Here is a 25,125-nt window from a genome sequence, read left to right on the forward strand (position 1 = left end):
AAGGTGGCTGTCACACGATCCGTGTTTGCGGGCCCCTTAGTCAGCGCGAGTGTTGTTTTTGGCGGGTTGGTTTTCGGCTGCGCGGAGGCGTTGGCGTACGAGGTCAGCACGTTGTCGTAGGCCGTACTGGTCGTAGAGGTGAACGGCTTCGCGCCAGCTGGTGATCGCGTCTACCGTGTGGCCGGTGTGGTGAAGCGAGACGGCAAGACAGTTCAGGCATTCGGCGATTTCGTACTTGTAGGCGTCAATGGTGTGGCGGAGGCTGATCGCGTGGCGTAGCAGCGTGATCGCTTGTTGGTGCTCGCCGAGACCCTGTTTGGCTTGCGCGACGCGTTGGAGTGCGAAGGGTTCAACCAGAGGGTCGCTTGCCTGGCGGGCACGGGTAAGGGAGCGTTCGCCGTATTCGAGTGCTTCCTGGTAGTGGCCGAGGCCGGAGTATACCTCGCTGAGGTTGCCTTCGATGATTGTTTTGAGGCGGCTGTCGGCGTCTGGACACAATGGCAGTGCCTCTTCGAGGTGGGGGAGTGCATCTTCGAACCTGTCTTGCTGAAGCGCCAGGAGGCCGAGGTTGTTCAATGCGGCCGCGATGAACATGCGCTCGCCGAGGTCGCGACTGCCGGCCAACGCGTCGTTGAAGAGGGTTAATGCCTCATCCCACCGTTCCATATCTACAAAGGTTTCGCCCAAATGGCCGCGGAAGCGCAGTTCGGCACGGCGGTCACCGAGGCGCTGCGCGGCCAACAGGCCTGCGTGGGCGCATTCGAGTGCAGCCTCCCAGTTGCCGTCGAAAAGGAAGAAGCGGTCGCTGTCGGCGAGGTTGACGATGTAGTAGTCCAAGTTGCGGCTGGCGGCGTGGCGGAGGGCGACGAGGATGTTGACCTGCTCGCTGCGTAGCCAGTTCAGTGCCTGTGCTCGTTCGGTGATGGGGACAGGATCAGGCGGAACGGGTGCGTGCAACGGGTGTTGGCGAGGTCCCGAGTAGGCCAGTTGGTCGCAGTGCCAGGTGGTGTGGGCATACCAGCTGAGGAGTGTGTGCAGAGCTGCCTTCCGGTCGGTTGGTGGGTCATGGCGGTGGGCTTGGTCAGCGGCGTAGGTGCGCAGTAGGTCGTGGAACCGGTATCGGCCGCTGGCTGCGGGTTCGATCATGTGTGCCGAGGCCAGTTCGTCGAGCAGGCGGCGGGCATGGTGTGGTGGTTGTTGGGCGAGGGCAGCGGCGGCGTGCACGCTCACATCGGGGCCAGGGTGCAGACCCAAGCGGCGGAACAGGCGTGCTTGTTCCGGTGTGAGTCGGTGGTAGGACCAGTCGAAGACGCCGCGCACCGTAGCTCGTTCGTCGCCGTCGCGGCTGAGGGCATCCAGGCGGTAGCCATCATCGGCGAGTTCTGCGACGACATCGGCGACGCTGGTGTACAGGCTCGCGGCGGCGCGTCCGGCAGCGATGCGCAGTGCCAGGGGTAGCCGCGCGCAAAACCGGATGAGGTCGTAGATCGCGTCGTGTTCGGCGGCAGCTCGGTCCGGACCGATGATCCCGGTCACCAGTTCGAGGGCCTCGGTCTCAGTGAGCAGGTCTAGCGTCAGCCGGGTAGCGGAGTCGGTAACGACCAGACCAGTTAGGCTGTCTCGGCTCGTCACCACCACCACGCAGCCGGACGCTCCAGGCAGGAGCGGCCGGACCTGCTCGGCCTCGTTGGCGTTGTCCAGGACGACCAGTACTTGCCGATGAGCCAACAAGGTCCGGTACAGGGCTGTCTGAGCCTCGACGTCGGCAGGGATTGCTTCGGTGGGAGCGCCCAGGGCGCGGAGGAACCCAGGGAGTACTTCTCTTGCCGTGGCGGGGGATCCTGGGCCATAGCCGCGCAGGTTGACGTAGAGGGTGCCGTCAGGGAATTGGTGTTGGACACGGTGGGCCCAATGCACAGCCAGGGAGGTCTTGCCGATCCCGGCAGCGCCGTCCACCGCTGAGATCACCGCCGCACCCGGCACGTTGCCGCCAGAAGGCAGCAGTGAGTCCAGCGCCGTGAGGTGTTCATCCCGACCGGTGAAGTCACGGACCACCAGTGGCAGCTGTCGGGGCACCACTCGCACGCTCGCAGGCGATGCGTTGCCGGCAAGGACGACCTGATGGATCGACTCGGCCTGCACCACCGGGCCGTGCGAGGTGCCGCTGGCCTCATTGTGGATTCCCGGTGTGTCAACCACAGGCGGGAGCATGCCGCAGTCGAAGCGAAGGACTCAAGCAATGTCACCATCTTCGAGCTGGACAGAGGCGAGATGTACATCGAGACAGCGATCCGCAGCGTATGGCCGGCACGCCGATAGGACATGCACACACTGTCAAGGGGTGCGACCCGGTGTCCGCCACATAGAACTACTGAGCCACGAGAACCAAGGGCATCGGACGACCTCGACGTACCAGGCCGTCATGATTTAGGTCCCTGTTCGACCGCATCACGTCCGACGCGGCCGATGCCGAGACCGCGCTCGTGGCCGTGCGGAGCTGAGTCCCAACCCTATCGAGCCGCCCGGTCTGGCAGCCGTCGGGCGCACCATGAGAAGGCCACCTGGGCTGGGGGCTGGTCCCCTTGGCTGATCTCCGAAGCGGTGCCGGGTCCAGAGCGCAGCCGTGGCTAACAACCGTAGAGGAAGTAAACTTTCATCTCCGGCAAGTAGACCGGCTACCCCAATCGAGTGAATTTGGCCCCCTCGCCTGGCCGCGAGGGGGCCAAAGATCCCGACTAGCGATGTTCGCCCTATGAACAGAACTGCAGGTCAGGCTGTTGCCGTTAACTGTAGCAAGCAACGTCGTCAACGGTAGTAAACAGATTCGAGCAACTGTGGGACGCGAGTCGGTCGGCGTGTCGTCCGGGAGCATCCCATCCAACTAGGGCAATATCGAGGAACGCCGGGCTGGCCCCTGGCACTAGTAGATGTTCGCCCTATGACAGAACGAAAGGATCTCCATAGTGACATGTCCTGGCATCTCGACGCGCCCTAACAGCTGGCAAAACCCGGTGGTGCTGATCATCATTTTGTTGGTCGCAACAGCGTTGGCCCGGCTCGGTATGTCTGCCGCCGGAATTGCGGCGACCATCGGAGCCGCGTCGGTAGCCGTGCTACGTGTGACTGGCCGCGCCCGTCACCTTCAGTCGCAGCCCCGTTAACGCTGCTCTGCGGCCGGACGCCCAAATCGGTTTCCGGCCGCAGGCCGCGGCCACGTCGGCGCACGACTGGCGGAAGCTCGACCATTCGACTGATCTCCGAAGCGGTGCCAGACAAAGAAGCTCGCGTCGCGGTGACAGTGAAAATGGTTGCGGACTTTATAGAGTCCACACAGGATGACCTTAAGCGATCATAAATTTTGTCCTCTCGTGCACGCCCTCCCCCAGGGACGCACGAGCCCCCGTTCAATCACCGGACCATTACGCACCGTGCCCAGCCACAAGTTTAACCCGAGCGACCTCGAATACCACCAAGACCACTTCGCAACGCCATAGCCCGCGACCGCAACTTGAGTCCGCGCGTTCCCGACCGTTGCGCCGTCGCGTGTAATCCGAAAAATGATCGGCTTCGCCAGCCGATAGACGGCGTTCGACCCGATTCTGACGAGGTCGGCGCCGCCTGGATCGAGTCCAGCCTACGCACGCACACGGCCACCAAGGCACCGTGCGCGGTCTGCTCGGTCAACACTGCCGCCTCGGTCAACGCTGCATACCTCCCAACGTCAGGTCATCACGGTCCAGTCTCTCATGCGCGACCGTGACCAAGACTGGCTCTGATAGCCCCGTAGAAGCGATTCCGCCGGGATCCTGGCGTCCTGTGGGACCTGGCCAACCGCTACCTCTCAGCTACCCGTGATCGACTGAACAGCAGCCTCGGCCAAGCCCACGAGCATCGTCTTCGCTGCTGTGGTCGGTGCTTCTCCGAGGAGCCGAACGATCCCGTCGATCATCCGGCGCATCACTCCCCGGTTAGGCGACTGCGACTCAGCCTCCTTGTGGAGGCTTGCCGCTTCGGTCTCGAGTTCAGCTCGAGTTGCGTCGGAAAGCCCCAAGGTTTGCGAGATCTGCCCGACCAAGCCGGCGAGGTTGAGTACCTCGGTCACGTCCAGGCCCATGTTGAGGTTTTGCACGACGTTCTTATTCGCCATCGCCATGTTGCCGTGGTTGTCGGCCACGTTGATGGTGGTACTGGTCGTGTTCACGTTGGTCGTGCCACGGCTGCCGCGCGCAAGGTAGTCAGCCACTACTCCTCCGAAATCGGTCAAGCAAGCGTGCCCTTCAGCGGTCAAATGCGGACGCACTTCTCCGTCGGACGCTTGATCGAGCCGTGCTGAGGTGATGAGCCCTTGGTGGTGCAGGTACTGCGCTGCTTTGAGTACGTCGCGATGACTGTACGAGCCACCAGTTGCTTCGAGATTCGCACCAGCCTCGAACTCGCTCCAGTCGACCGGGATGCGGTCCGCTTCCTCTTCCTGGTCGAGCCATGTAAGCATGCGCCTGCGCAGTTCCTCAGCTCGCCGCCGAGGAGCTGCCAGTTCAGCTTGGCGACGCTGGGCCGCAGCAATACCTCGATGATTGAGTAGAGCGCCCGGCCCGCCAAATGTGCTGACGTCCTCGACGAGGCCGGTGTCAGCCAAGTGCCGCACGACGTCGAGACCGAACCTAATATCAAGGCCGTTCTCCTCGAGATAGGAGTCGATGTCGCTCGACGGTGTAGCGCTGTTGTAACTGGCGTAGAGCCAGTCCAGCAACTTAGCAGCATGCTCTTCGAGGTTGGCAGGCATTTGGCGTTCGTCCTTTCTCTGACCATGGTCGACTTCCCACTCATGTCGAGTCGAGAGAGGATCGAAGTCTGTTACGCTCCGGTACATCAGCGGCCGTTTCGTAACCTCAACGTGTCGCAGCGCTCGCGCCACGTTGACCAGCGGGGACGCTTCGAACATGGCAACGCACCCGGAACCGATCTACGCCGAGACTGAGAGCGAACGCGACTGGTGGCTAGCCAACCTGCACCGCCCGCAGGAGAAGTACATCGTCGACCAGGTGCCTGACCTGAGCGACCACGCATGGGCTTGACGACTGCAACCGCCGCCACCCCCGTAGACCTACCACCGTGATCGGTAGCCCACAGATGGCCCACAAACAACCCGCACAAGCCTGCACTCGGCTGCACACAGCCGCACACCACATGAAACACCCCCGTGACCTACCTTCGCAGGTCGCGGGGGTGTTTCGGGTGGTGTGGCGGGTAGAGGATTCGAACCTCTGAAGGCAGTGCCGTCTGATTTACAGTCAGATCCCTTTGGCCGCTCGGGCAACCCGCCGTGGCTGGTGAACCAGCCGATGCAAAGAGTACCCAACGCCCCACCGGTGCGGGCAACCGGGTTACGCGAGCGGTCTATGGTGTGTTCTACCTGACCAGCAAGACGACTGAGGTGGGACAACGTGGCGGATCCGTCGTTCGACGTGGTGAGCAAGGTCGATCGTCAGGAGGTGGACAACGCGCTGAACCAGGCCGCGAAGGAGTTGTCCACGCGCTTCGACTTCCGTGGCGTCAACGCGAAGGTGTCGTGGGCCGGTGACGAGGCGATCACGATCGAGGCCGAGACCGAGGAGCGGGCCGTGGCCGCGGTCGAGGTGTTCAAGGAGAAGCTGATCAAGCGGGGCATCTCACTGAAGGCGTTCGAGGCCGGCGAGCCCGCGGTGTCCGGGAAGATCTACAAGGTCAACGGCAAGATCATCCAGGGTATCGCCTCGGACAAGGCCAAGCAGATCGCCAAGTTCATTCGTGACGAGGGGCCAAAGGGCGTCCAGGCGCAGATCCAGGGTGACCAGTTGCGGGTGACCGGGAAGAAAAAGGACCACCTGCAGGAGGTCATCTCCCTGCTCAAGGGCAAGGACTTCGACATCGCTCTTCAGTTCACGAACTACCGGTAACGCCGGGACGTGATGCCCGGCCGTAGTCGCGGCCGGGTGAGATGCTGCGTTGACAGCATCAAGTGATCAGGTGTAGTCATCCCCGCAACCGACTGCGGGGCGGCTGAGGCATGCGGGAAACACTCCAGGAACGACTCGTTCGCACGGGGCTGGAGTTGCTGGCGGACCAACCGGCCGAACGGTTGAGCCTGCGGCAACTGGCCGAGAAACTGGATGTCAGCCATCAGGCGCCGTACGTCCACTTCGGCTCCAAACGCCGGTTCCTCGCGGCGGTCGCGGGCGCCGGGTTGCGGCGGGCGACCGCGCAGGCCAAGGCGGCGGTCGCGTCCGCCGCTGAACCGCTCGCGCGCCTCCACGCGCTCGTCGACGCCTACCTTCGCTTCATCCGCACCCAGCCACACGTGCACGACCTCGCCTACGGGCCCCTGGTCGCCAAGGCGGACCACCCGCTCCTCCAGCAGGCCGCGATCGAATACTGGGACCTGCTGCACGAGACCGTCGCAGCCTGCCAGCCGGAGGGCACCGGGGAAGAAGAGATCCTCCGCCGCTGCGCCGTCACCTGGGGGACGGTGTACGGGCTGGCCACTCTCGACGAGGAATCGGTGCCCGGGGACCGGTACGCACTGATTCATGAGGCCGTCGACACGCTGAACCAGGTTTGGCACTCAAAGTAACGAACTCGGCACTTTGCGCGACTTAGTGAGCATCGGACCGCCGGCGACCTTGTAATCCAATTCCGGCACTCACCGTGAGGGAGGCGCCGGATGCGCAGACCGGGGAACTGTTTCGTGCTGCTGATGTCCATGCTGTTGATCGCTGGGCTTTTCACACCGGCCGAAGCCGCCGAACGGCAGCGGCTGACGGTCGGGTCCTATCCGCGAATGGTCCGCCTCCAGCACAGTTCGCTCTTCGCCGGGCGCATCATCGCCGCGGTGAGCAGCTGGGACGCGCGCGGCCCGGTCGTCCCGGTCTACGAAAGCACCGACGAGGGCGCCGGCTTCGACAACATCGGGGAAATCCGGGATCCGGAGGGCGCCCAGGGCGAATGCTGCGGCACGCTGTTCGAACTGCCCCGGCGAGTCGGCCATCTTTCGGCCGGCACCTTGCTGTGGGCGGCGGGCTATGGGCAGAACGCGGGCCCGGACCGTCGTATCGCGATCAAGGTCTGGGCGAGTTCGGATGGTGGCCGGCGCTGGTCGTTCCTGTCGGAAGCCGTGCGCTCCGCCAACGCGACCGGAGTCTGGGAGCCGGAGTTCACCGTGGACGCCGCCGGCACGCTTTGGATTCACTACGCGGACGAGACCGATGAACCCGGCTTCGGGCAAGTACTCAGCCGGGTCGGGACGACCGACGGCATCCACTGGAGCGCCCGGCAGGTGACTCTGGCCATCCCGCCCAGCAACGTTCGCCCCGGCATGCCGATCGTGCGCAACCTACCCGACGGGCGTTACTACTTCGGCTACGAGATCTGCAACTACGGCGACCGCTACTGCGACCCGTACTACAAGATTTCCCAGAATGGCACGGACTTCGGCGACCCGGGCGATCCCGGTACCCGCGTCACCACCGCGAGCGGCGCGTACTTCCAGCACGCGCAAACGGTGACCGTGTTCGACGACGGGCGACTCATGATGGTCGGCCAGATCTACACCGACCGCACCGGAAAGCCGCTCCCGTCGAACGGCCGGGTGTTGCTGGCCAACGACCATTCCGGCACGGGCGACTGGTACGAGCTCGCCGCGCCGGTCGCGGTGCCGGACACGTTCGACGACTTCTGCCCGAACTACAGCTCGGCCCTGCTTCCGGTGGACCGCGGCCGGAACGTCCTGGAAATGGCCGCGGACTACGAGAACGGGGCGTGCACGATCTATTTCGGCAAGGGGCCGGTCTAGGCGGATCTCACTCCGGGCTGGTCACGAGCAGTGCCGCCAACCAGGTCGCCAGCACCTGCTCGACCTCGGACCGCGCGAGGTCCGGGTCTGGGGCGTCGGCGATCAGGCGAACCGCCTCGATCACGGCGCTGAGTACGAGTTGGGCGAGGGTCCGCACCGGCTGGGGCTTGACCTGACCTTGCGCCATGCCTTTCTCCAGAACGCCGACCAGCAGCCCGAGACCGTGTTCGGCCTCGATCTCCCGGAGCGTGGCCCAGCCCAGCACGGCCGGGGCGTCGGTCAGCGAGATCTGGCGGACTTCGTCGCGCAGGCAGGCGTCGAGGAACACCCGGAGCGACTCGCCCATGCCCGACACCGGGTCCGGCGCGGCCCGCAGCACGGCGTCGATCTCGGCGGTGAGCTCCCGTTCGATCTCCTCGACGACCGCGTGGAACAGGCCCTGCTTGTCGGCGTAGTGGTGGTAGAGCGCGCCCCGGGTCACGCCGGCCGCGCGCACGATGTCGTCGGCCGGCACGGCTGCGTAGCCGCGGGCGGCGAACAGTTCGCGGGCCGCCGCGACCAGGGCCGCTTTGGTGCTGTTGGAGCGATCTTGCTGGGTGCGTCGCACACCGCTAATTAACCACGCTGCCAGCGAACTCGACGACGTGGCGTACCAGCACCTCGGGCTGGTCCTCGGAAATGAACAGGTAGGAGTCGTCGACCTCCACCAGCCTCGCGTCGGGCAGCAGAGCGGCGAGCCGGCGCCCGAGCCTCACCGGGAAGACCTTGTCCTCGCCGGCCCAGACGACCAGCACCGGGCGGTCGAACGTGCGTAGCTTCTCCGCGGCGGTCAGGGTGTACCTGGAATGGACCGTGCTCAGCAGCTTGCGCGCGTCGCGGCGCACGGCGGCCGAGCGGCGTAACGGCTCGAAGTAGATCTCCGTGATCCGCCTCGGTATCCGGCGCTTGCTCATCCAGCCCAGGAAGATCGGCGCCCGGTACAGGGCCCTCACCCGGGTCAGGGCCGCGAGCAGCCGCATCGAACCCGGCACCTTCGCCAGGGCCGTCAACGGTTTGAACAGCGGCGGGAAGAAGTACTCGAAGCAGTCGCACGGGGTGAGCACGACGCGTTCGATGCGGTCGGGATGCCGCGTCATCAGGATCTGAGTCAGGGCGCCCCCGGTGTCGTTGGCGACGATGATCACGTCCCGCAAGTCCAGCGCCTCCAGAAACCTCGCGATCAGATCGGCGTGGCCGGTCGGGGTGAGGTCGGCGTCCGGGCGCATCGGCAGCTCGTGTGCGCCCATCGGCCAGTCCGGTGCGATGCAACGGAACCCGGCCTCGGCGACGCCGGGCACGACGGCGCGCCACAGCTCGGCGTTGACCAGGACCCCGTGCACGAACACGACGGGGCGGCCCGATCCTCGTTCGAAATACCGGATCTCCCCCTGCGGCAAGGTGACCCGCTGCTCACGTCCCAGTTCTTCGCTTCGCCTCATACAGGGGAGAGTACATACAGACAGCATGTATGTAAATGACACACGAGGCGATGAGGCAGACCGATAGGGTGGGCGCCATGAAAGGCATCGTGCTGGCAGGTGGAAGCGGAACTCGCCTGCACCCGATCACGCAGGCCGTGTCCAAGCAGCTACTGCCGGTGTACGACAAGCCGATGATCTACTACCCGATCTCGGTGCTGATGCTCGCCGGAATCCGGGAGATCCTGATCATCTCCACCCCCACCGACCTGCCCAACTTCCAGCGCCTGCTCGGTTCCGGCGACCAGTTCGGGTTGCGGCTGAGCTACGCCGAGCAGCCCAGCCCGAACGGCCTCGCCGAGGCGTTCCTGATCGGCGCTGACTTCATCGGTGACGACGCTGTCGCGCTCGTGCTGGGCGACAACATCTTTTACGGGCAAGGATTCTCCGACCGCATGCGTCAGGAATCGTCCTCATTGGACGGATGCGTGCTGTTCGGCTACCCGGTCAAGGACCCGCAGCGGTACGGCGTCGGTGAGACCGACGGGGACGGCCGGTTGGTCTCCATCGAGGAGAAGCCCGCCCGGCCCAGGTCGAACCAGGCGATCACGGGACTGTACTTCTATGACAACCAGGTGGTCGAGATCGCCCGCGGGCTCACCCCGTCCGCGCGAGGCGAACTGGAGATCACCGACGTCAACCTGACCTACCTGCGCCAGGGCCGGGCGAAGCTGGTCGACCTGGGCCGCGGCTTCGCCTGGCTGGACACCGGCACGCACGATTCGCTGCTCGAGGCCGGCCAGTTCGTGCAGGTGCTCGAGCACCGCACCGGCGTGCGCATCGCCTGCCTCGAGGAGGTCTCGCTGCGCATGGGCTTCATCGACCCGGACCAGTGCCTGGCCCTGGGCCGCAAGCTGTCCAGCTCCGGGTACGGCGACTACGTGGTGAACGTCGCGCGCGCGGCCGGCGCCACCGCCTGATCGGGGGTCACAGGCCGCGGCGAGCCATCTCCTCCAGGCGCCGGATGCGCTCCGGGATCGGCGGATGAGTGGAGAACAGGCGCGTGAGGTTTTCGCCGGGCCGGAACGGGTTGGCGATCATCAGGTGGGCCTGCGAGACCAGCTGAGGTTCGGGCACCAGCGGGGCCGCTCTCGTGCCGTACTCGAGCTTGCGCAGCGCCGACGCCAGGGCGAGCGGGTCCCCGGTGATCCGGGCGCCCGACTCGTCGGCCTGGTACTCGCGCGACCGGCTGACGGCCAGCTGGATGACGCTGGCCGCGATCGGGCCGACGAGGATGAGTAGCAGCGAGGCCAACGGGTTGGTGTCCTCGCGGTCACCGCCGCCCGCGAACTGCGCGAACACGGCGAGGTTGGCGAGCAGGCTGATCACGCTGGCCAGCGCCCCGGCGACACAGGAGATCAGGATGTCGCGGTTGTAGACGTGGGAAAGCTCGTGCCCCAGGACGGCGCGGAGTTCCCGTTCGTTCAGCAGTTGGAGGATGCCGGTGGTGCAGCACACCGCGGCGTGGCGGGGGTTACGTCCGGTCGCGAACGCGTTGGGCGCGGCGGTGGGGCTGATGTACAGGCGTGGCATCGGCTGCCGGGATGCGGTGGCCAGTTCGCGCACGATGCGGTACATCATGGGCTGCTCGGCCTCGGAGACCGGACGCGCCCGCATCGCGCGCAAGGCGAGGGTGTCGGACCTGAAGTACGCGTAGGCGTTCATGCCCAGCGCGACGGCCAGCCCGATGAACAGCGCGTTGCGGCCGAACAGTGAGCTGATCCCAATGATGATGGCGCTCAGTAGGCCGAGCAGCAGCGCGGTCTTCACCATGTTGTGGTGCTTGTGCACGGTGCTCCCTTTCCCACTACTTCCGGCCAATTAAACGAGCGAAGTAGATGTTAAGTTCCTTCACATTTGTTGCATGGGTGGAAATTCCACCCCATCACCGCACGCGAGTAGCCCGGAACAAGCCGTTGCCGTCACCGGCCGGTCACCCGCGCGGTGGTGCCAGGCCGAGCACACCGGAGAAAACCGGGACAATACGGGTGAACAACGGGCGGGCAATCGTTTCGGCACCCGGAAAAATACGCCCTACCTGGAGTAACTCCGGGTATAGGCTCCGATACATGAGGCTAGGATTACAGATTCCCGACTTCACCTGGCCCGGCGGGCCGGCTCGGCTCGGCTCGGACCTCGCCGAGGCGGCGCGGGCGGCCGATCAAGCTGGTTTCGAATACCTCGCGGTGATGGACCACTTCTTCCAGATCAGCACCGTGGGGCCGGCCGAGAACGACATGCTGGAGGCGTACACCACGCTGGGCTTCCTGGCCGCGCACACCGAGCGGGCCAAGCTGCTGACCCTGGTCACCGGCGCGCACTACCGGCAACCCGGCCTGCTCGCGAAGGCGATCACGACCCTGGACGTGCTCTCCGGCGGACGCGCGATCCTCGGCATCGGCGCGGGCTGGAACGAGGAGGAGTCGCGTGGGCTCGGCTTCCCATTCCCGCCCACCGGGCAGCGTTTCGAAATTCTCGAGGAAACGCTGCAATACCTGCTCGAAATGTGGTCGGAGAAGGATGAGCCGTTCCACTCCAGGCACATTCAGGCGGAACGGCTGCTGAACGTCCCGCAGGCGCTGTCCAAACCGCACCCGCCGATCATGATCGGCGGCGGTGGGGAGAAGAAGACCCTGCGGCTGGTGGCGAAATACGGCCAGGCGTGCAACCTCTTCGCCGGCCCTGGGCTGGAGCACAAGCTCGACGTGTTGCGGGGGCACTGCGAGGCCGAGGGCCGGGACTACGACGACATCACCAAGACCGTGTACCTGTTCATGGACATCGGTCCGAACGGGGAGAGGATCGACGAGTTCAAGGCCGAGCTGCGCAGGCTGGCCGGGCTCGGCGTGCACGTGGCCATCGGCGGCATGCCAGGCGGCCCGAAGCTCGAGACGATCGAAACCTTCGCGAAGGACATCCTTCCGGAAGCTCACTCTTACTGAGCGTCGCGCGCGCCTGCCGCTTTGACACAAAGCGCCAGGCGCGAGTCCCACACTCCCGTCGCGCGAGTCCCACCTTCCCGTCGCGCGAGTCCCACACTCCCGTCGCGCGAGTCCCGCACTCCCGTCGTGCGTGTCCGACACTCCCGTCGTGCGAGTTCCGCGTTCCGGTAGCGCGAGTCCCACGTTCCGGTGGACCGGAACGTGGGACTCACCCGACGGGAAAGGGGGACTCGCGAGGTTTTAGCCGCGAAGCTCCAGGGTGCAGCATTTCGGGCCGCCACCGGACTTGCGGAGTTCGGAGACCTCCACCGGGACCGGCCGGTAGCCGCGTGCCGCCAGTCGTTCGGCCAGCCCCGTCGCCTCGGCGGGAAGCACCACGTTGTAACCGTCGGAAACGCCGTTGAGACCGAGGCATTCCGCGTCCTCCGGCTCGGCGAGGACCGCGTCCGGGAACAGCCGGGCCAGCGCGCGGCGCGATCCTGGGGAAAACGCCTCCGGGTAGTAGGCGATCTGCGCGGGCGAAGTCTCGGTCGCTGCGCTGAGCACCATCAGGGCGGTGTCCAGGTGGTAGTACCGGGGATCGACCAGCCGCAGCGACAGCACCGGTACGCCGAGCGCCTCCTGCGCCTCGGCGTGTGCCGTGGGGTCGGTTCGGAACGGCTTGTCCGGCAACGGTTCCAACTCTGCCCCGTCGTCACCCACAACGTGCAGGGGGTCGCCGAAGCCGGTGCCGGCCAGCAGCAGGTCTCCCGTCCAGATGAGGTCCCCTTCGCCCTCGTTGACCTTCGCGGGCATCACCACGTCGCGATAGCCGTGCTCGACGAACCACTGACGGTAGTGCTCGGCCTCGGCGACCCGCTGTGCCGCCCGGAACCGCGCGCCCAGCACCCGGCCGCCGATCACGGTCGCCCCGTTCGCGGCGAAGACCATGTCGGGCAGGCCGGGGACGGGTTTGATCTCCTCCACGGTGTGTCCCAGCTGCCGGTAGGTGTCGCGAAGTCGGGTCCACTCCTCCACCGCCCGCTGGACGTCGACCGGCCGCGCCGGGTCCATCCACGGGTTGATCGCGTGGTCGACCGCGAAGTACCGCGGCGAGCACATGAGGTAGCGGCGGGTGGTCGGGGTCCTGGCCGCGCCGGCTACGCCGGATGCGGGCATGCCGTCGCGCGGGAGTTCCGTCTGCACCTGGATCGTCATGATCCAAAGGTAAAGTTCGATTCAGGGACAATCAATCGCTGTTCTTTGCGTAGATAGCTGCTAAATATTGCATATGAACCCGTTAGATCAGCGAATCGTTTCGTGCCTGGTGGCGAACGCGCGGTCCAGCTACGCCGAGGTGGGGAAGGTCGTCGGGCTGTCGGCTCCGGCCGTGAAGCGCCGGGTCGACCGGCTGCTCGACAGGGGCGTACTCCGCGGGTTCACCGCGGTCGTCGACCCCGAGGCGCTCGGCTGGGGCACCGAGGCGTTCGTCGAGGTGCACTGCCGGGGCAACGTGTCGCCGTCACGGATCCGGGCCCGGGTCGAACCGCTGCCCGAGGTGGTCGCCGCCTACACGGTGACCGGCGCGGCCGACGCGATCGTGCACCTTCGCGCCGCCGACATCCATCAACTCGAGACCGCGCTCGAGCGGTTGCGCGGACTGGACATCGTGGACCGCACGGTGTCCACGGTGGTGCTGTCCCGCTTGCTGGACCGCCCGCCGGCAGCCGGGGGTGGCTGATCGTGCTCTCACATTACGGACACCTGCCCGGGACCCCCGTACGGTTACCCAGGGTCGCGATGAACCGCCGCGACCGGCCGCGGGTCGCGCCTCGCCGAGTCGTGTTCGCGGCACGCCGGTCGGTGCGGTTCAGACCGGAAGAGAGCACGCAGTGGAGCGGGAAATCGTCCGCCGCGGGCTTCGCCGGACCGCTGTGATCACACCCCGCGCGGCGGAGACGAGGGCGCTGATCAGAAACACACGGTAGTCGTTACGATCTGTCACAGGTAAGGCGGATCACACGGCCGCACGGCGAACCGAAACACGAAGTAATGTAGAGGTATCGGCTCCGGGAGAGAGGTATTCCCTGACCCATGGGCACAACCGCCAACGGCAACGGCTCGCTTTCTGCTGCCCGTCCCACGGAGATCTCCAGGCTGGATCGCGTCGTGATCCGCTTCGCCGGAGATTCCGGTGACGGTATGCAACTGACCGGTGACAGGTTCACCTCCGAGGCCGCCGCATTCGGAAACGACCTGGCCACCCTGCCGAACTTCCCGGCCGAGATCCGCGCGCCCCAGGGCACCATTCCCGGCGTCTCCTCGTTCCAGGTGCATTTCGCCGACTACGACATCCTGACCCCGGGTGACCGGCCGGATGTGCTGGTCGTGATGAACCCGGCCGCGCTGAAGGCCAACCTCGACGACCTCCCACGTGGTGGGACGGTGATCGTCAACACCGACGAGTTCTCCAAGCGCAACCTGACCAAGGTCGGGTACCAGGCCAATCCGCTGGAGGACGGCACGCTGGCGGCCTACCAGGTGCACGAGGTGGCGATGTCCACGCTCACCCAGGGTGCGCTGGCCGACACCGGGCTCGGCAAGAAGGACGCCGAGCGGTGCAAGAACATGTTCGCGCTCGGGCTGCTGTCGTGGATGTACCACCGGCCGACCGAGGGGACCGAACGGTTCCTGCGCGAGAAGTTCGCGCGCAAGGCCGAGATCGCCGAGGCGAACATCCTCGCCTTCCGCGCGGGCTGGAACTACGGCGAGACCACCGAGTCGTTCGCGACCACCTTCGAGGTGGCGCCGGCGAAGCTGGCCAAGGGCACCTACCGGCAGATCACCGGCAACACCGCGCTTGCCTACGGAATCGTGGCCGCCGGACAGCAGTCCGGGCTGCCGATCCTGCTCGGCACCTACCCGATCACCCCGGCGTCGGACATCCTGCACGAGCTGTCCAAGCACAAGAACTTCGGCGTGATCACCTTCCAGGCCGAGGACGAGATCGCCGGCATCGGTGCGGCGCTTGGCGCCTCCTACGGCGGGGCTCTGGGGGTGACGTCGACCTCCGGGCCGGGCATCGCGCTCAAGAGCGAGACCATCGGGCTCGGCGTGATGACCGAACTGCCACTGGTGGTGATCGACGTGCAGCGCGGCGGCCCGTCCACCGGGCTGCCGACCAAGACCGAGCAGGCGGACCTGCTGCAGGCGATGTTCGGCCGCAACGGCGAGTCTCCGGTGCCGATCGTGGCGCCGCAGTCGCCCGCCGACTGCTTCGAGATCGCGCTGGAGGCCACCCGGATCGCGCTGGCCTATCGCACGCCGGTGCTGCTGCTGTCCGACGGCGCGATCGCGAACGGTTCCGAGCCGTGGCTGGTCCCGAACGTCGCGGACCTGCCCGACCTGTCCGTCGAGTTCGCCGGCAACCCCAATGCCACCGACGGTTCCGGCGAGTTCTGGCCGTACGTGCGCGACCCCGAGACGCTGGCGCGTGAATGGGCCATCCCGGGTACGCCCGGCCTGCAGCACCGGATCGGCGGGCTGGAGAAGGCCGACGGCAAGGGCAACATCTCCTACGACCCGGACAACCACGACCACATGGTGCGGCTGCGGCAGGCCAAGATCGACAGCGTCAAGGTGCCCGATCTCGCGGTGGACGATCCTTCCGGAGGCCAGGCACGTGTGCTGGCGCTCGGCTGGGGTTCGAGCTACGGGCCCATCGGCGCCGCCTGCCGGCGGGTGCGCAACGACGGGCTGCCGATCGCGCAGGCGCACCTGCGCTACCTCAACCCGATGCCCCGCAACCTCGGCGAGATTCTGCACAGCTACGACAAGGTGGTCGTGCCGGAGATGAACCTGGGCCAGCTCGCGCTGTTGCTGCGCGGCAAGTACGGCGTGGACGTCCACTCGCACACGAAGGTGGCCGGCCTGCCCTTCAAGGCAGAAGAACTCCAGCATGTCTTCACAGACATCATCAAGGGGGTAGTCCTCTCATGACCGCCATTGACCTTGGCCTGCCGACGGCAGGCGGGCTGGACCTCGTGCCCACCACCGACGAGCCGCAGAAGGCCAAGGACTACAAGTCGGACCAGGAGGTCCGCTGGTGCCCGGGCTGCGGCGACTACGTCGTGCTCAACACCGTGCAGTCGTTCCTGCCCACGCTGGGGCTCAAGCGAGAGAACATCGTCTTCGTCTCCGGCATCGGCTGCTCGTCGCGGTTCCCGTACTACCTCAACACCTACGGGATGCACTCGATCCACGGCCGCGCGCCGGCCATCGCGACCGGTCTGGCCACCACTCGTCCGGACCTCTCGGTGTGGGTGGTCACCGGTGACGGGGACGCCCTGTCCATCGGCGGTAACCACCTGATCCACGCCTTGCGCCGCAACGTGAACCTCAAGATCCTGCTGTTCAACAACCGGATCTACGGCCTGACGAAGGGCCAGTACTCGCCCACCTCGGACCAGGGCATGGTCACGAAGTCCACTCCGATGGGCTCGCTGGACACCCCGTTCAACCCGATCTCACTGGCGCTGGGCGCCGAAGCGACCTTCGTCGGCCGCGCCCTGGACAGCGACCGGGCGGGCCTGGCCGAGGTGCTCACCGCGGCCGCCCGGCACCGCGGCTCGGCGCTGGTGGAGATCTACCAGAACTGCCCGATCTTCAACGACGGCGCCTTCGACGTGTTGAAGGACAAGGACGAGGCCACGCGGCGGATCATCCCGCTCAAGGCCGGCGAGCCGATCCGGTTCGGACCGGAGCAGGAATACGGCGTGACGGCAGGCCGCTGGGGCGGTTTCGAGATCGCCAAGGTGTCGGAGGTCGGCGAGGAGAACCTGGTGGTCCACGACCCCACGATCGCCGACAGCGCCTACGCGTTCGCGCTGTCGCGCCTCGGCGACCAGCACCTGAACCACACCCCCACCGGCATCTTCCGCAATGTCGAGCGTCCGACCTACGACGACCAGGCCCGGACCCAGGTCGAGCAGGCCCGCGCCGCCAAACCGGCCGACCTGCAGGCCCTCCTCACCGGCAAGGACACCTGGACGGTTTCCTAGTATCGAACCGGCTTGCGTGGCGGTGCGGGTAGCGGCGCAAGCTGCGTGCCTCACAGCAAGCGGCTTAGCCGCTTTAAAGCGGCTTAGCCTAGGCGATGGGGCGGAAGCCGACTTTTTCGGCGTCGGCCGCGGTGCGGAACCAGACCTCGGCGATCATTCGCGGGAAGTGCGGCGAATCCTCGGTGCAGTAGCGCAGCGCGGCGACGCTCGCCTTGACCGCGAAGTCGTCCGAGGGCCGGCCCCCGCCGGGGCGCGGCGTGGCAGAGCCGGGGCCGAACGGTCCCGCCGGCAGCACGGAATCCCGCTGACGGGCGCGCGCGGGCGGCGGATCCTCCGTCGTGGCCTGGGCACCCGGGCGCACCGCCGGTTCGAAGAGGGAGCCGCTGCGGCCGCCCTCGTCGGGTTGCACGGGCTCGCGACGTTCGATCGGCCGCATCGACGGCGGCGCCACCTGTGGGGCGCCGTCGTGGTCGGCCTGCCGCGGCTGGCGCCGGGGCAGCACCTGCGTGGCCTCGGCCGCCGACTCATCGCCGGCGCCCGGCGCGTCATCGCCGCCGAAGGCATAAGCGGGCGGCTCCCGGTGCGCGTCCGGCACACTCGCGCCGGGCAACCCGGCCGGTGCGGGACCCTCGGGGTCGAACAGCGTCCCGCGCTCGGATCCCCGTTCCTCGTCGGGCTGGTCGTCCACCGCCTTGAAGACCGAGGTCAGCTCGGACCCGTTTTCCTCGACGGGCTTCTCGTCCACGACCTTGAAGACCGAGGTCAGCTCGGTTTCGAGCTCCCGGTCGGGCTCCAGCACCGAACTGACCGCCAGGAACTCCTGCGCGGGCGGTTCGGCCGACCCGTTCCCGTTCCGGTCCTGCTCGGCAGGACCGTCGGAGGCTTCCTGGAACCAGGCGGACCCGGCGCGCTCGTCGGCCGGCTCCGATTCGGGCAGGAAGTGCTCGAGCGACTCGGGATCCCGCGGGTACCGCTCCAGCGACTCCGGTTGGGGCCCGGGCCGCCCGTCGAAGAACTCCGGTTCGTCCAGCGGCGGGTAGGGCTCGGGCTCGGGTTCCGGCTCGAAGAACCTGGCCGGCGGCGCATCGGCCGGTTCCGGTGCGCGGTCGGCCAGCGCGGCCCGGAGTCTCCGCTCGAGCTCACGGTTTCTCGCGCGGACCGGCCGGACCAACAGCAGCCAGGTCAACAGCGTCCCGACCAGGAACGCCGCGATACTCCACAGCCACACCTGTCCGAAGATGGACATCCCCGCTGTCCTTCCTTTCCGGCCGCGTTGGCGCCCTCAGGAGCACCACAGCAACCACCCCTGAAGCCGGACGCTTCGCGTCGCGTCGCGGCCAAACTTAACGGGTGCGGGCGACGAGATACTGTGCGACCGACTCGCACGCATCTCGCGCCGGCGACGCCGGCAACGTGGCCAGCTCCGTACTCGCCCGCCGAGCGTAGTCGGACAGCGTCCCCATGGCACGATCCAGCCCGCTCGACTCTCTGAGCAGCACCAACGCTTCTTCAAGCAGCCCGTCGTCGGAGATCGGCCCGGCCAGCAGTTCGACCAGCCGCGGGTCGGTGTCGGGATCGGCCAGCGCGTAGAGCATCGGCAGCGTGCGCACGCCTTCACGCAGGTCCGTGCCCGGTGTCTTGCCGGATTCGTGGGACGGCGAGGCGATGTCGATGATGTCGTCGGAGATCTGGAACGCGGTCCCGACGATCTGGCCGAACCGGCGCAACGCCTCGACGTGCTCGGGCTCGGCGCCGGAAACCATGCCGCCGAAGCGGCCGGCGGTGGCGATCAGCGAGCCGGTCTTCTGCGCGATCACGCTCAGGTAGTGCTCGAGCGGGTCCTCGCCGTCGACCGGGCCCGCGGTCTCCCGGATCTGCCCGGTGACGAGCTCGGCGAAGGTCTCCGCGATGATCCGGGCCGCGTCCGTGCCCAGATCGGAGACCAGCCGCGAGGCGTTCGCGAACAGGAAGTCGCCGGTCAGGATCGCGATGCTGTTGCCCCAGCGCGCGTTCACGGTCGGCGCGCCGCGGCGCATCGTGGCCTCGTCCATCACGTCGTCGTGGTAGAGCGTGGCCAGGTGCACCAACTCGACCGCGGTCGCAGCGGTCACGACGCCGCCGTGGTTGCCCGTGCCGAACTGGGCCGACAAGAGGGTGAACAGCGGACGAAACCGCTTGCCTCCGGCCTCGAACAGGTGCGCGGCGGCCTCGTGGACCTCCTTGACCTCGCTGCGAGCGGTCTCGCGGAGAAGCTTCTCCACGTCGCCAAGTCCCGAAGCCAGTGTGCGCAGCAGCTGCTCGTCCGCGATCCGTAGCCCGACGCTGGCGCGAAGACCCTCGATCACGTCACTCTGAACCGACAACGTCCTCGCCCTCCGCGCTCCTGACACCGGTCGTCATCAGCGTAATAGCAAGGGGCAGACGATCCTCGAACTACTTGTCAGGCACACGGGTGACGATCGTGACAAGTTCTACGGGACACCGCCTCGCGCGAGTCCCACCTTCCCGTCGCGTGAGTCCCACGTTCCGGTCTACCGGAGTGTGGAACTCGCGCTACGGGACTGTGGAACTCGCGCTACCGGAGTGTGGGACTCACCCGACGGGAGGGTGGGACTCGCGCCGCACCAAGGGGTCAGAACGCGAAACCGCCTGCGTTGGCCCAGTTCAGCGCGATCGATGGGACCACGCCGAGCACCAGGGTGACCACCACGCCCAGGGTGATGGCGGTGGTGGTGAGCATGCCGGGAACGCTCACGGTCGGGCCTTCCGGGGACGGCTGCGAGAAGTACATCAGCACGATCACCCTGAGGTAGAAGAACGCCGCGACCGCGCTGAACACCAGCGCGATCACCACCAGCGGCGCCATGCCGTCCTGCAGCGCGGCCGAGAACACCACGAACTTGCCGACGAAACCGCTGGTCAGTGGGATACCGGCGAGAGCGAGCAGCAGGAAGGTGAACACCGCGGCCACCACCGGTGAGCGCTTCGCCAGCCCGGCCCACGCCGAAAGGTGCGTCGCCTCGCCCGACGAGTCGCGCACCAGCGACACCACGCCGAACGCGGCCAACGTGGTGAAACCGTAGGCCAGCAGGTAGAACATCGTCCCGGACAGGCCGGGGCCGGTCATCGCGATCGTGCCCACGAGCAGGAACCCGGCGTGCGCGATCGACGAGTACGCGATCATGCGCTTGACGTCGGTCTGTGTGATGCCGAGCACGGCGCCGATCGCCATCGACACGATGGCCACCGCCCAGAGCACCCCGCGCCACTGCCAGCTCGTGGACTCGAAGCCGACGGTCAGCACGCGCAGAATCCCGCCGAACGCGGCGACCTTCGTGCACGCCGCCATGAACGCGGTGACCGGCGTGGGCGCACCCTGGTAGACGTCCGGCGTCCAGGTGTGGAACGGCCCCACCGAGCCCTTGAACAGCAACCCGACGACGAGCAGGCCGAGCCCGGCGAACAGCAGCGTGTCCGACCGGTCCGAACCAGCCGCGGCGTTCGCGATGTCGGCCAGCTTCACCGAGTTCGCGTACCCGTAGAGCAGCGCCAGCCCGTACAGGAAGAACGCCGACGAGAACGCGCCGAGGAGGAAGTACTTGACCGCCGACTCCTGCGACAGCAGCCGCCGCCGGCGCGCCAGGCCACACATCAGGTACAGCGGCAGGCTGAGCACCTCGAGCGCGATGAACATGGTGAGCAGGTCGTTCGCCGCGCAGAAGGTCATCATGCCGCCGAGCGCGAACAGCGTGAGCGGGAAGACCTCGGTCTGCATCACGGCGGTCCGCGCCTGCGCCTGGTCCTGCACCGTGCCCGGCCGGATCGAAGCCTCCGCGACGAAGGCGCCACCGCGTTCCACCGACCGGTCGGCGATGAGCAGCACGGCGGCGAACCCGAGCGCCAACAGCGTGCCCCAGAGGAACAGCGCCGGCTTGTCGATCGAGATCGCGCCGCTCAACGTGGTCAGCCCGACCTTGGGCGAGCTGCGCACGTACAGACCCAGCGCGACACCGGAGACCACGATCGCGATCAGGCTCAGCCCGACCTGCGCTCCCCAGCGCTGGGGCCGCGGCAGGAAGGCTTCGAACAGCACGCTCACGCACGCCGCGGAGAGCACGATCAGTACCGGGAGGATCGCCGGGTAATCGATCTGCGGAGTTGAGATCAGCTGCGCGAGATTCATTCAGTGGCCTCCGTCTTCTTGCAGCCTTACGCGCTCACGCAATCGCGTCGCCAGGTCGCTACTACTCGCGTCGAAGTTCGTTTCCGCTGATGGGCGCCCTGCCGCCGCGATGGCGTACACCTTCGGTGGAGGCGCGTTCAGTGGTCGCCTTGGGTGCCGCACTGTCATTTCGCGGGCGCCTCTCCGTGGACGGCCGACAGAGTCGCGTGAACCGTGGGGGTTACCGTGTCCAGCACCGGTTTCGGATAGAACCCGAGTCCGATGATCAGCACGACCATCGGCACCAGGATCGCCAGCTCCCGGCCGTTCAGGTCGCGGATCGCCTTCTTCGCCCCGAGTTCCGGCGAGATCGCGGTCCCGGGGCCGCCGCCGGCGCCGACCAGGGCGTTGCCCCGCACCGGTCCGGTCATCACCCGCTGGTACAGCCACAGCACGTACGCCGCGGCCAGGACCATGCCGACGGTGGCGAGGGTCGCGTACACCGGCTGCGTGTCGAACGAGCCCAGCAGCACCAGGAACTCGCTGACGAACGAGTTCGTGCCCGGCAAGGACAATGTGGACAGACCCGCGACCAGCAGCATGCCGGCCAGCAACGGGGTCACCTTCGCCATGCCGCCGTAGTCGGAGATCCGGGTGGACCCGCCACGCGCGATCACCAGGCCCAGCACCACGATCAGCATGCCGGTGGCCAGGCTGTGGTTGAGCATGTACGTCACCGAGCCGACCTGAGACTGGCTGGTGAAGGCGAAGATACCCAGCGCGATGAACCCGAAGTGGGCGATCGACACGTAGGCGACGAACCGTTTCATGTCCTGCTGCCCGGCCGCGAGGATGGAGCCATAGAGCACGCCGATCACGGCCAGCACGAGCACCAGCGGAGCCAGCGTCTTGCTCGCCTCCGGGAACATGGGCAGGCAGTACCGCAGGAACCCGAACGTGCCGACCTTGTCCAGCACGCCGACCAGCAGCACCGCCACGCCGATCGGCGCCTCCCCCGCGGCGTCCGGCAGCCAGGTGTGGAACGGCACCAGCGGCGCCTTGATCGCGAACGCGAGGAAGAACCCGAGGAACAGCCAGACCTGGGTGGACAGCGGCGCGTCCCGCACCACACTCACCAGAGTGGCCCAGTCGAACGTGCCCTTGCCGGGAACCAGCGCGTAGGCGCCGATGGCCGACGCCAGCATGATCAGGCCGCCGAGGAACGAGTACAGGAAGAACTTGACCGCCGCGTACTGCCGGTTCGGCCCGCCGTAGCTGCCGATGAGGAAGTACATCGGGATCAGCATGATCTCGAACAGCACGTAGAACAGGAACACGTCGGTCGCCGCGAACACGCCGATGGTCAGCGCCTCCTGCACCAGGATCAGCGCGAAGAACCCGGCCGCGGTGCGGCCTTCCGGCAGCTTGTCGGCGGTGCCGAGGGCACCCATCACGATCGGCACCAGGAACGCGATCACCGCGATCATGACGAGCGCGATGCCGTCCACGCCGAAGGAGATGTGGATGCCGAAGGACGGGATCCAGTCCATCGACGTCGCCTCTTGGATACGTGCGCCGCTGGGCGAATAGGCCGCCCACAGTGGGATGATCAGCAGCAGTTCCACGACCGCGAACGCGAGCGCGACCCGGGTCGCCATCCGGTCGTCCCGCTTCAGCGGGGCCAGCGCGAGCGCGCCGACCAGTGGCACCAGGATGAGGGCGATCAGCCAACTCATGAGAACCTCACCATCAGCAAAGCCGCGACCAGCACGAACGAGCCGGCGAGCATGGACAGCGCATAGGAGCGGACGAACCCGGTCTGCAGTCTCCGCAACCGGCCCGAGCCGCCGCCGAGTGCCGCGGCGAGCCCGTTGACCGCACCATCGACGCCGCGGCTGTCCAGGTACACCGAGAACCGGGTGAGCCACAGGCCGGGCCTGGCCACCAGCGTCTCGTTCAGCGCGTTGCCGTAGAGGTCCTTGCGGGCGGCCCGGACCACCGCGGACACCCGCGCCGGCCGCTCGACCGGGGTCTCGCGCCGGCCCACCACGAGCCAGGCGATCAGCACGCCGAGCGCGGCCAGGGCGACGGTCAGCCACGGAATCAGTGACGGCGGCAGCGCCGAGTGTTCGGATTCGGCCACCTCACCCAGCGACGGCGCCAGCCAGTTGATGAGCCGGTCGCCGAGCGAGAAGAACGCGCCCGCGCCGACCGAGCCGACCGCCAGGATGATCATCGGCACGGTCATCACGCGGGGCGACTCGTGCGGGTGGAACTCCTTGCCATCGCTGGTGCGCAGGTCCTTCCAGCGTTCCTTGCCGAAGAAGGTCATCAGCATCAGCCGGGTCATGTAGAACGCGGTCAGGGCGGCGCCGAGCATCGCGGACAGGCCGAACACCCACCCCTGCCAGCCGGGCTGCCCGAACGCCGCCTCGATGATCGCGTCCTTGGAGTAGTAGCCGGACAGGAACGGGAAGCCGATCAGCGCGAGGTAACCGAGCCCGAAGGTGGCGAAGGTGATCGGCATCCGCTTGTACAGGCCACCGAACTTGCGCATGTCGACCTCGTCGTGCATGCCGTGCATGACCGAGCCGGCGCCGAGGAACAGTCCGGCCTTGAAGAAGCCGTGCGTCAGCAGGTGCATGATGCCCAGCGCGTAGCCGAACGGGCCGAGGCCGACGGCGAGCATCATGTACCCGATCTGGCTCACCGTCGAATAGGCGAGCACCTTCTTGATGTCGTCGTAGGCGCAGCCGATGATGCATCCGATCAGCAGGGTCACCGCGCCGACCAGGGTCACCAGCAGCCGCCCGGTGGCGGTCTCGTTGAAGATCGGGTTGGCCCTGGCCACCAGGTACACCCCGGCGGTCACCATGGTTGCCGCGTGGATGAGCGCGGACACCGGGGTCGGGCCCTCCATCGCGTCGGGAAGCCAGGCCTGCAGCGGGAACTGGCCGGACTTACCGCAGGCACCGAGCAGGAGCAGCAGCGCGATCGCGGTGATCACGCCGGGCGGGGCGTGGCCGATGTTGGCGAACACGCCCGCGTAGCTGACCGTGCCCAGATACTTGAACATCAGGAAGATCGCGATGGCCAGGCCGACGTCACCGACCCGGTTCATCAGGAACGCCTTCTTCGCCGCGGTCGCCGCGGACGGCCGGTCCTGGTACCACCCGATCAGCAGGTAGGACGCCAGGCCGACGCCCTCCCAGCCGAGGTAGAGGGTCACGAAGTTGTCGCCGAGCACCAACACCAGCATCGAGGCGACGAACAGGTTGAGGTACCCGAAGAAGCGGCGCCGGTCGGCGTCTTCGGCCATGTAGCCGATCGAGTAGATGTGGATCAGCGAACCAACGCCGGTGATCAGCAGCACGAACACCAGCGACAGGGCGTCGATCCGGAACCCGAAGTCGACTCCGAGGGTGTCGACGGGAATCCACGAGAAGAAGCTGGTGTCGGACGAGCTGCCGTTACTGCCGAGGAACAGCACCAGGCCGTACACAAAGGACAGAATGACGGTCGCGCAGCCGAGCAGGTGTCCCCACGAGTTGGTGCGCTTCCCACCGACCAGCAAGATCAGCGCACCCACGGCCGGGAACGCGACCAGCAACCACGATGATGCGATCACTTAGGTCCT

The 25,125-nt window shown here is 66.8% G+C and carries 20 protein-coding genes and 1 tRNA gene; 9 read left to right on the top strand and 12 right to left on the bottom strand.

Annotation, left to right across the window (positions count from 1 at the left end; genetic code table 11):
* Nucleotides 1-36: 36 nt before the first annotated feature.
* Nucleotides 37-2,199, bottom strand: coding sequence for an ATP-binding protein (locus A3CU_RS0103480; RefSeq protein ID WP_169739588.1), 2,163 nt, complete (start codon nucleotides 2,197-2,199; stop codon nucleotides 37-39).
* A 1,642-nt stretch (nucleotides 2,200-3,841) separates the two neighbouring features.
* Nucleotides 3,842-4,942, bottom strand: coding sequence for a hypothetical protein (locus A3CU_RS52170; protein ID WP_156960212.1), 1,101 nt, complete (start codon nucleotides 4,940-4,942; stop codon nucleotides 3,842-3,844).
* On the opposite strand from A3CU_RS52170, the gene A3CU_RS55070 reads away from it, so the two are divergent.
* Nucleotides 4,941-5,075: a hypothetical protein gene (locus A3CU_RS55070; protein WP_281174083.1), complete on the top strand. Its 135-nt coding sequence runs from the start codon at nucleotides 4,941-4,943 to the stop codon at nucleotides 5,073-5,075. The genes A3CU_RS52170 and A3CU_RS55070 overlap by 2 nt on opposite strands.
* A 166-nt stretch (nucleotides 5,076-5,241) precedes the next feature.
* Here the strand turns inward: A3CU_RS55070 and A3CU_RS0103505 are convergent.
* A tRNA-Tyr gene (locus A3CU_RS0103505) sits at nucleotides 5,242-5,323 on the bottom strand.
* Between the two features lie 121 nt (nucleotides 5,324-5,444).
* On the opposite strand from A3CU_RS0103505, the gene A3CU_RS0103510 reads away from it, so the two are divergent.
* From A3CU_RS0103510 to A3CU_RS0103520, 3 genes are all read left to right on the top strand, one after another.
* Nucleotides 5,445-5,936 (top strand): YajQ family cyclic di-GMP-binding protein, encoded by a 492-nt coding sequence (locus A3CU_RS0103510; protein WP_027941086.1) that lies wholly within the window; start codon nucleotides 5,445-5,447, stop codon nucleotides 5,934-5,936.
* Between the two features lie 110 nt (nucleotides 5,937-6,046).
* Nucleotides 6,047-6,610 carry a TetR/AcrR family transcriptional regulator gene (locus A3CU_RS43335; protein ID WP_052371422.1) on the top strand — a complete coding sequence of 188 codons (564 nt, stop codon included), beginning with the start codon at nucleotides 6,047-6,049 and terminating at the stop codon, nucleotides 6,608-6,610.
* Between the two features lie 90 nt (nucleotides 6,611-6,700).
* Nucleotides 6,701-7,828, top strand: coding sequence for a sialidase family protein (locus A3CU_RS0103520; RefSeq protein ID WP_027941087.1), 1,128 nt, complete (start codon nucleotides 6,701-6,703; stop codon nucleotides 7,826-7,828).
* Between the two features lie 7 nt (nucleotides 7,829-7,835).
* Here the strand turns inward: A3CU_RS0103520 and A3CU_RS0103525 are convergent, their stop codons facing one another.
* Together A3CU_RS0103525 and A3CU_RS0103530 are read right to left on the bottom strand one after the other, a co-directional pair.
* Nucleotides 7,836-8,435 carry a TetR/AcrR family transcriptional regulator gene (locus A3CU_RS0103525; protein ID WP_027941088.1) on the bottom strand — a complete coding sequence of 200 codons (600 nt, stop codon included), beginning with the start codon at nucleotides 8,433-8,435 and terminating at the stop codon, nucleotides 7,836-7,838.
* Nucleotides 8,436-8,439: 4 nt separating this feature from the next.
* Nucleotides 8,440-9,306: an alpha/beta fold hydrolase gene (locus A3CU_RS0103530; RefSeq protein WP_027941089.1), complete on the bottom strand. Its 867-nt coding sequence runs from the start codon at nucleotides 9,304-9,306 to the stop codon at nucleotides 8,440-8,442.
* A 77-nt stretch (nucleotides 9,307-9,383) separates the two neighbouring features.
* On the opposite strand from A3CU_RS0103530, the gene rfbA reads away from it, so the two are divergent.
* Nucleotides 9,384-10,265: a glucose-1-phosphate thymidylyltransferase RfbA gene (gene rfbA, locus A3CU_RS0103535; RefSeq protein WP_027941090.1), complete on the top strand. Its 882-nt coding sequence runs from the start codon at nucleotides 9,384-9,386 to the stop codon at nucleotides 10,263-10,265.
* A 7-nt stretch (nucleotides 10,266-10,272) separates the two neighbouring features.
* Here the strand turns inward: rfbA and htpX are convergent, their stop codons facing one another.
* On the bottom strand, nucleotides 10,273-11,136 hold the full coding sequence (gene htpX, locus A3CU_RS0103540; RefSeq protein ID WP_027941091.1) for a zinc metalloprotease HtpX: 864 nt from the start codon (nucleotides 11,134-11,136) through the stop codon (nucleotides 10,273-10,275).
* 278 nt (nucleotides 11,137-11,414) lie between these two features.
* Between htpX and A3CU_RS0103545 the strand changes: the two genes are divergently transcribed.
* Nucleotides 11,415-12,287: an LLM class F420-dependent oxidoreductase gene (locus A3CU_RS0103545; RefSeq protein ID WP_027941092.1), complete on the top strand. Its 873-nt coding sequence runs from the start codon at nucleotides 11,415-11,417 to the stop codon at nucleotides 12,285-12,287.
* 240 nt (nucleotides 12,288-12,527) lie between these two features.
* On the opposite strand, the gene A3CU_RS0103550 is transcribed toward A3CU_RS0103545, so the two are convergent.
* Complete coding sequence (locus A3CU_RS0103550; protein WP_027941093.1) at nucleotides 12,528-13,388, bottom strand: dimethylarginine dimethylaminohydrolase family protein; 861 nt, start codon at nucleotides 13,386-13,388, stop codon at nucleotides 12,528-12,530.
* A 169-nt stretch (nucleotides 13,389-13,557) separates the two neighbouring features.
* Between A3CU_RS0103550 and A3CU_RS0103555 the strand changes: the two genes are divergently transcribed.
* The 3 genes from A3CU_RS0103555 to A3CU_RS0103565 all read left to right on the top strand — a co-directional run bounded on the left by A3CU_RS0103555 (nucleotide 13,558) and on the right by A3CU_RS0103565 (nucleotide 17,326).
* Entirely contained in the window at nucleotides 13,558-14,007 is a 450-nt protein-coding gene (locus A3CU_RS0103555; RefSeq protein ID WP_027941094.1) for an Lrp/AsnC family transcriptional regulator, read from the top strand.
* A gap of 353 nt (nucleotides 14,008-14,360) precedes the next feature.
* Nucleotides 14,361-16,265, top strand: a complete 1,905-nt coding sequence (locus A3CU_RS0103560; protein WP_027941095.1) for a 2-oxoacid:acceptor oxidoreductase subunit alpha — start codon at nucleotides 14,361-14,363, stop codon at nucleotides 16,263-16,265.
* Entirely contained in the window at nucleotides 16,262-17,326 is a 1,065-nt protein-coding gene (locus A3CU_RS0103565) for a 2-oxoacid:ferredoxin oxidoreductase subunit beta (RefSeq protein ID WP_027941096.1), read from the top strand. Before A3CU_RS0103560 ends, A3CU_RS0103565 begins: the two co-directional genes overlap by 4 nt.
* Nucleotides 17,327-17,414: 88 nt before the next feature.
* Here A3CU_RS0103565 and A3CU_RS0103570 read toward each other — a convergent pair whose 3' ends face one another.
* From A3CU_RS0103570 to nuoL, 5 genes are all read right to left on the bottom strand, one after another.
* Nucleotides 17,415-18,572, bottom strand: a complete 1,158-nt coding sequence (locus A3CU_RS0103570; protein ID WP_027941097.1) for a sunset domain-containing protein — start codon at nucleotides 18,570-18,572, stop codon at nucleotides 17,415-17,417.
* A gap of 97 nt (nucleotides 18,573-18,669) precedes the next feature.
* Nucleotides 18,670-19,689: a polyprenyl synthetase family protein gene (locus A3CU_RS0103575; protein WP_027941098.1), complete on the bottom strand. Its 1,020-nt coding sequence runs from the start codon at nucleotides 19,687-19,689 to the stop codon at nucleotides 18,670-18,672.
* A 269-nt stretch (nucleotides 19,690-19,958) separates the two neighbouring features.
* Nucleotides 19,959-21,509 (bottom strand): NADH-quinone oxidoreductase subunit NuoN, encoded by a 1,551-nt coding sequence (nuoN, locus tag A3CU_RS0103580; protein ID WP_027941099.1) that lies wholly within the window; start codon nucleotides 21,507-21,509, stop codon nucleotides 19,959-19,961.
* A 164-nt stretch (nucleotides 21,510-21,673) separates the two neighbouring features.
* A complete protein-coding gene (locus tag A3CU_RS0103585) occupies nucleotides 21,674-23,224 on the bottom strand; it encodes an NADH-quinone oxidoreductase subunit M (RefSeq protein WP_027941100.1) in 1,551 nt (516 codons plus the stop codon).
* The gene (gene nuoL, locus A3CU_RS0103590; RefSeq protein WP_027941101.1) at nucleotides 23,221-25,116 is read right to left on the bottom strand and encodes an NADH-quinone oxidoreductase subunit L; all 1,896 of its coding nucleotides are present in this window, start codon (nucleotides 25,114-25,116) and stop codon (nucleotides 23,221-23,223) included. The genes A3CU_RS0103585 and nuoL overlap by 4 nt, the downstream gene beginning before the upstream one ends.
* Nucleotides 25,117-25,125: the final 9 nt, after the last annotated feature.

The organism is Amycolatopsis taiwanensis DSM 45107 (assembly GCF_000519205.1).
In the GTDB taxonomy this organism is placed as follows: domain Bacteria; phylum Actinomycetota; class Actinomycetes; order Mycobacteriales; family Pseudonocardiaceae; genus Amycolatopsis_E; species Amycolatopsis_E taiwanensis.

Coding starts and splice junctions, on each gene's coding strand:
- A3CU_RS55070 (WP_281174083.1), top strand. CDS start 4,941: ATGGCAACGCACCCGGAACCGATCTACGCCGAGACTGAGAGCGAACGC.
- A3CU_RS52170 (WP_156960212.1), bottom strand. CDS start 4,942: ATGTTCGAAGCGTCCCCGCTGGTCAACGTGGCGCGAGCGCTGCGACAC.
- A3CU_RS43335 (WP_052371422.1), top strand. CDS start 6,047: ATGCGGGAAACACTCCAGGAACGACTCGTTCGCACGGGGCTGGAGTTG.
- A3CU_RS0103520 (WP_027941087.1), top strand. CDS start 6,701: ATGCGCAGACCGGGGAACTGTTTCGTGCTGCTGATGTCCATGCTGTTG.
- A3CU_RS0103530 (WP_027941089.1), bottom strand. CDS start 9,306: ATGAGGCGAAGCGAAGAACTGGGACGTGAGCAGCGGGTCACCTTGCCG.
- rfbA (WP_027941090.1), top strand. CDS start 9,384: ATGAAAGGCATCGTGCTGGCAGGTGGAAGCGGAACTCGCCTGCACCCG.
- A3CU_RS0103545 (WP_027941092.1), top strand. CDS start 11,415: ATGAGGCTAGGATTACAGATTCCCGACTTCACCTGGCCCGGCGGGCCG.
- A3CU_RS0103550 (WP_027941093.1), bottom strand. CDS start 13,388: ATGTGCTCGCCGCGGTACTTCGCGGTCGACCACGCGATCAACCCGTGG.
- A3CU_RS0103555 (WP_027941094.1), top strand. CDS start 13,558: ATGAACCCGTTAGATCAGCGAATCGTTTCGTGCCTGGTGGCGAACGCG.
- A3CU_RS0103560 (WP_027941095.1), top strand. CDS start 14,361: ATGGGCACAACCGCCAACGGCAACGGCTCGCTTTCTGCTGCCCGTCCC.
- A3CU_RS0103565 (WP_027941096.1), top strand. CDS start 16,262: ATGACCGCCATTGACCTTGGCCTGCCGACGGCAGGCGGGCTGGACCTC.
- A3CU_RS0103570 (WP_027941097.1), bottom strand. CDS start 18,572: ATGTCCATCTTCGGACAGGTGTGGCTGTGGAGTATCGCGGCGTTCCTG.
- nuoN (WP_027941099.1), bottom strand. CDS start 21,509: ATGAATCTCGCGCAGCTGATCTCAACTCCGCAGATCGATTACCCGGCG.
- A3CU_RS0103585 (WP_027941100.1), bottom strand. CDS start 23,224: ATGAGTTGGCTGATCGCCCTCATCCTGGTGCCACTGGTCGGCGCGCTC.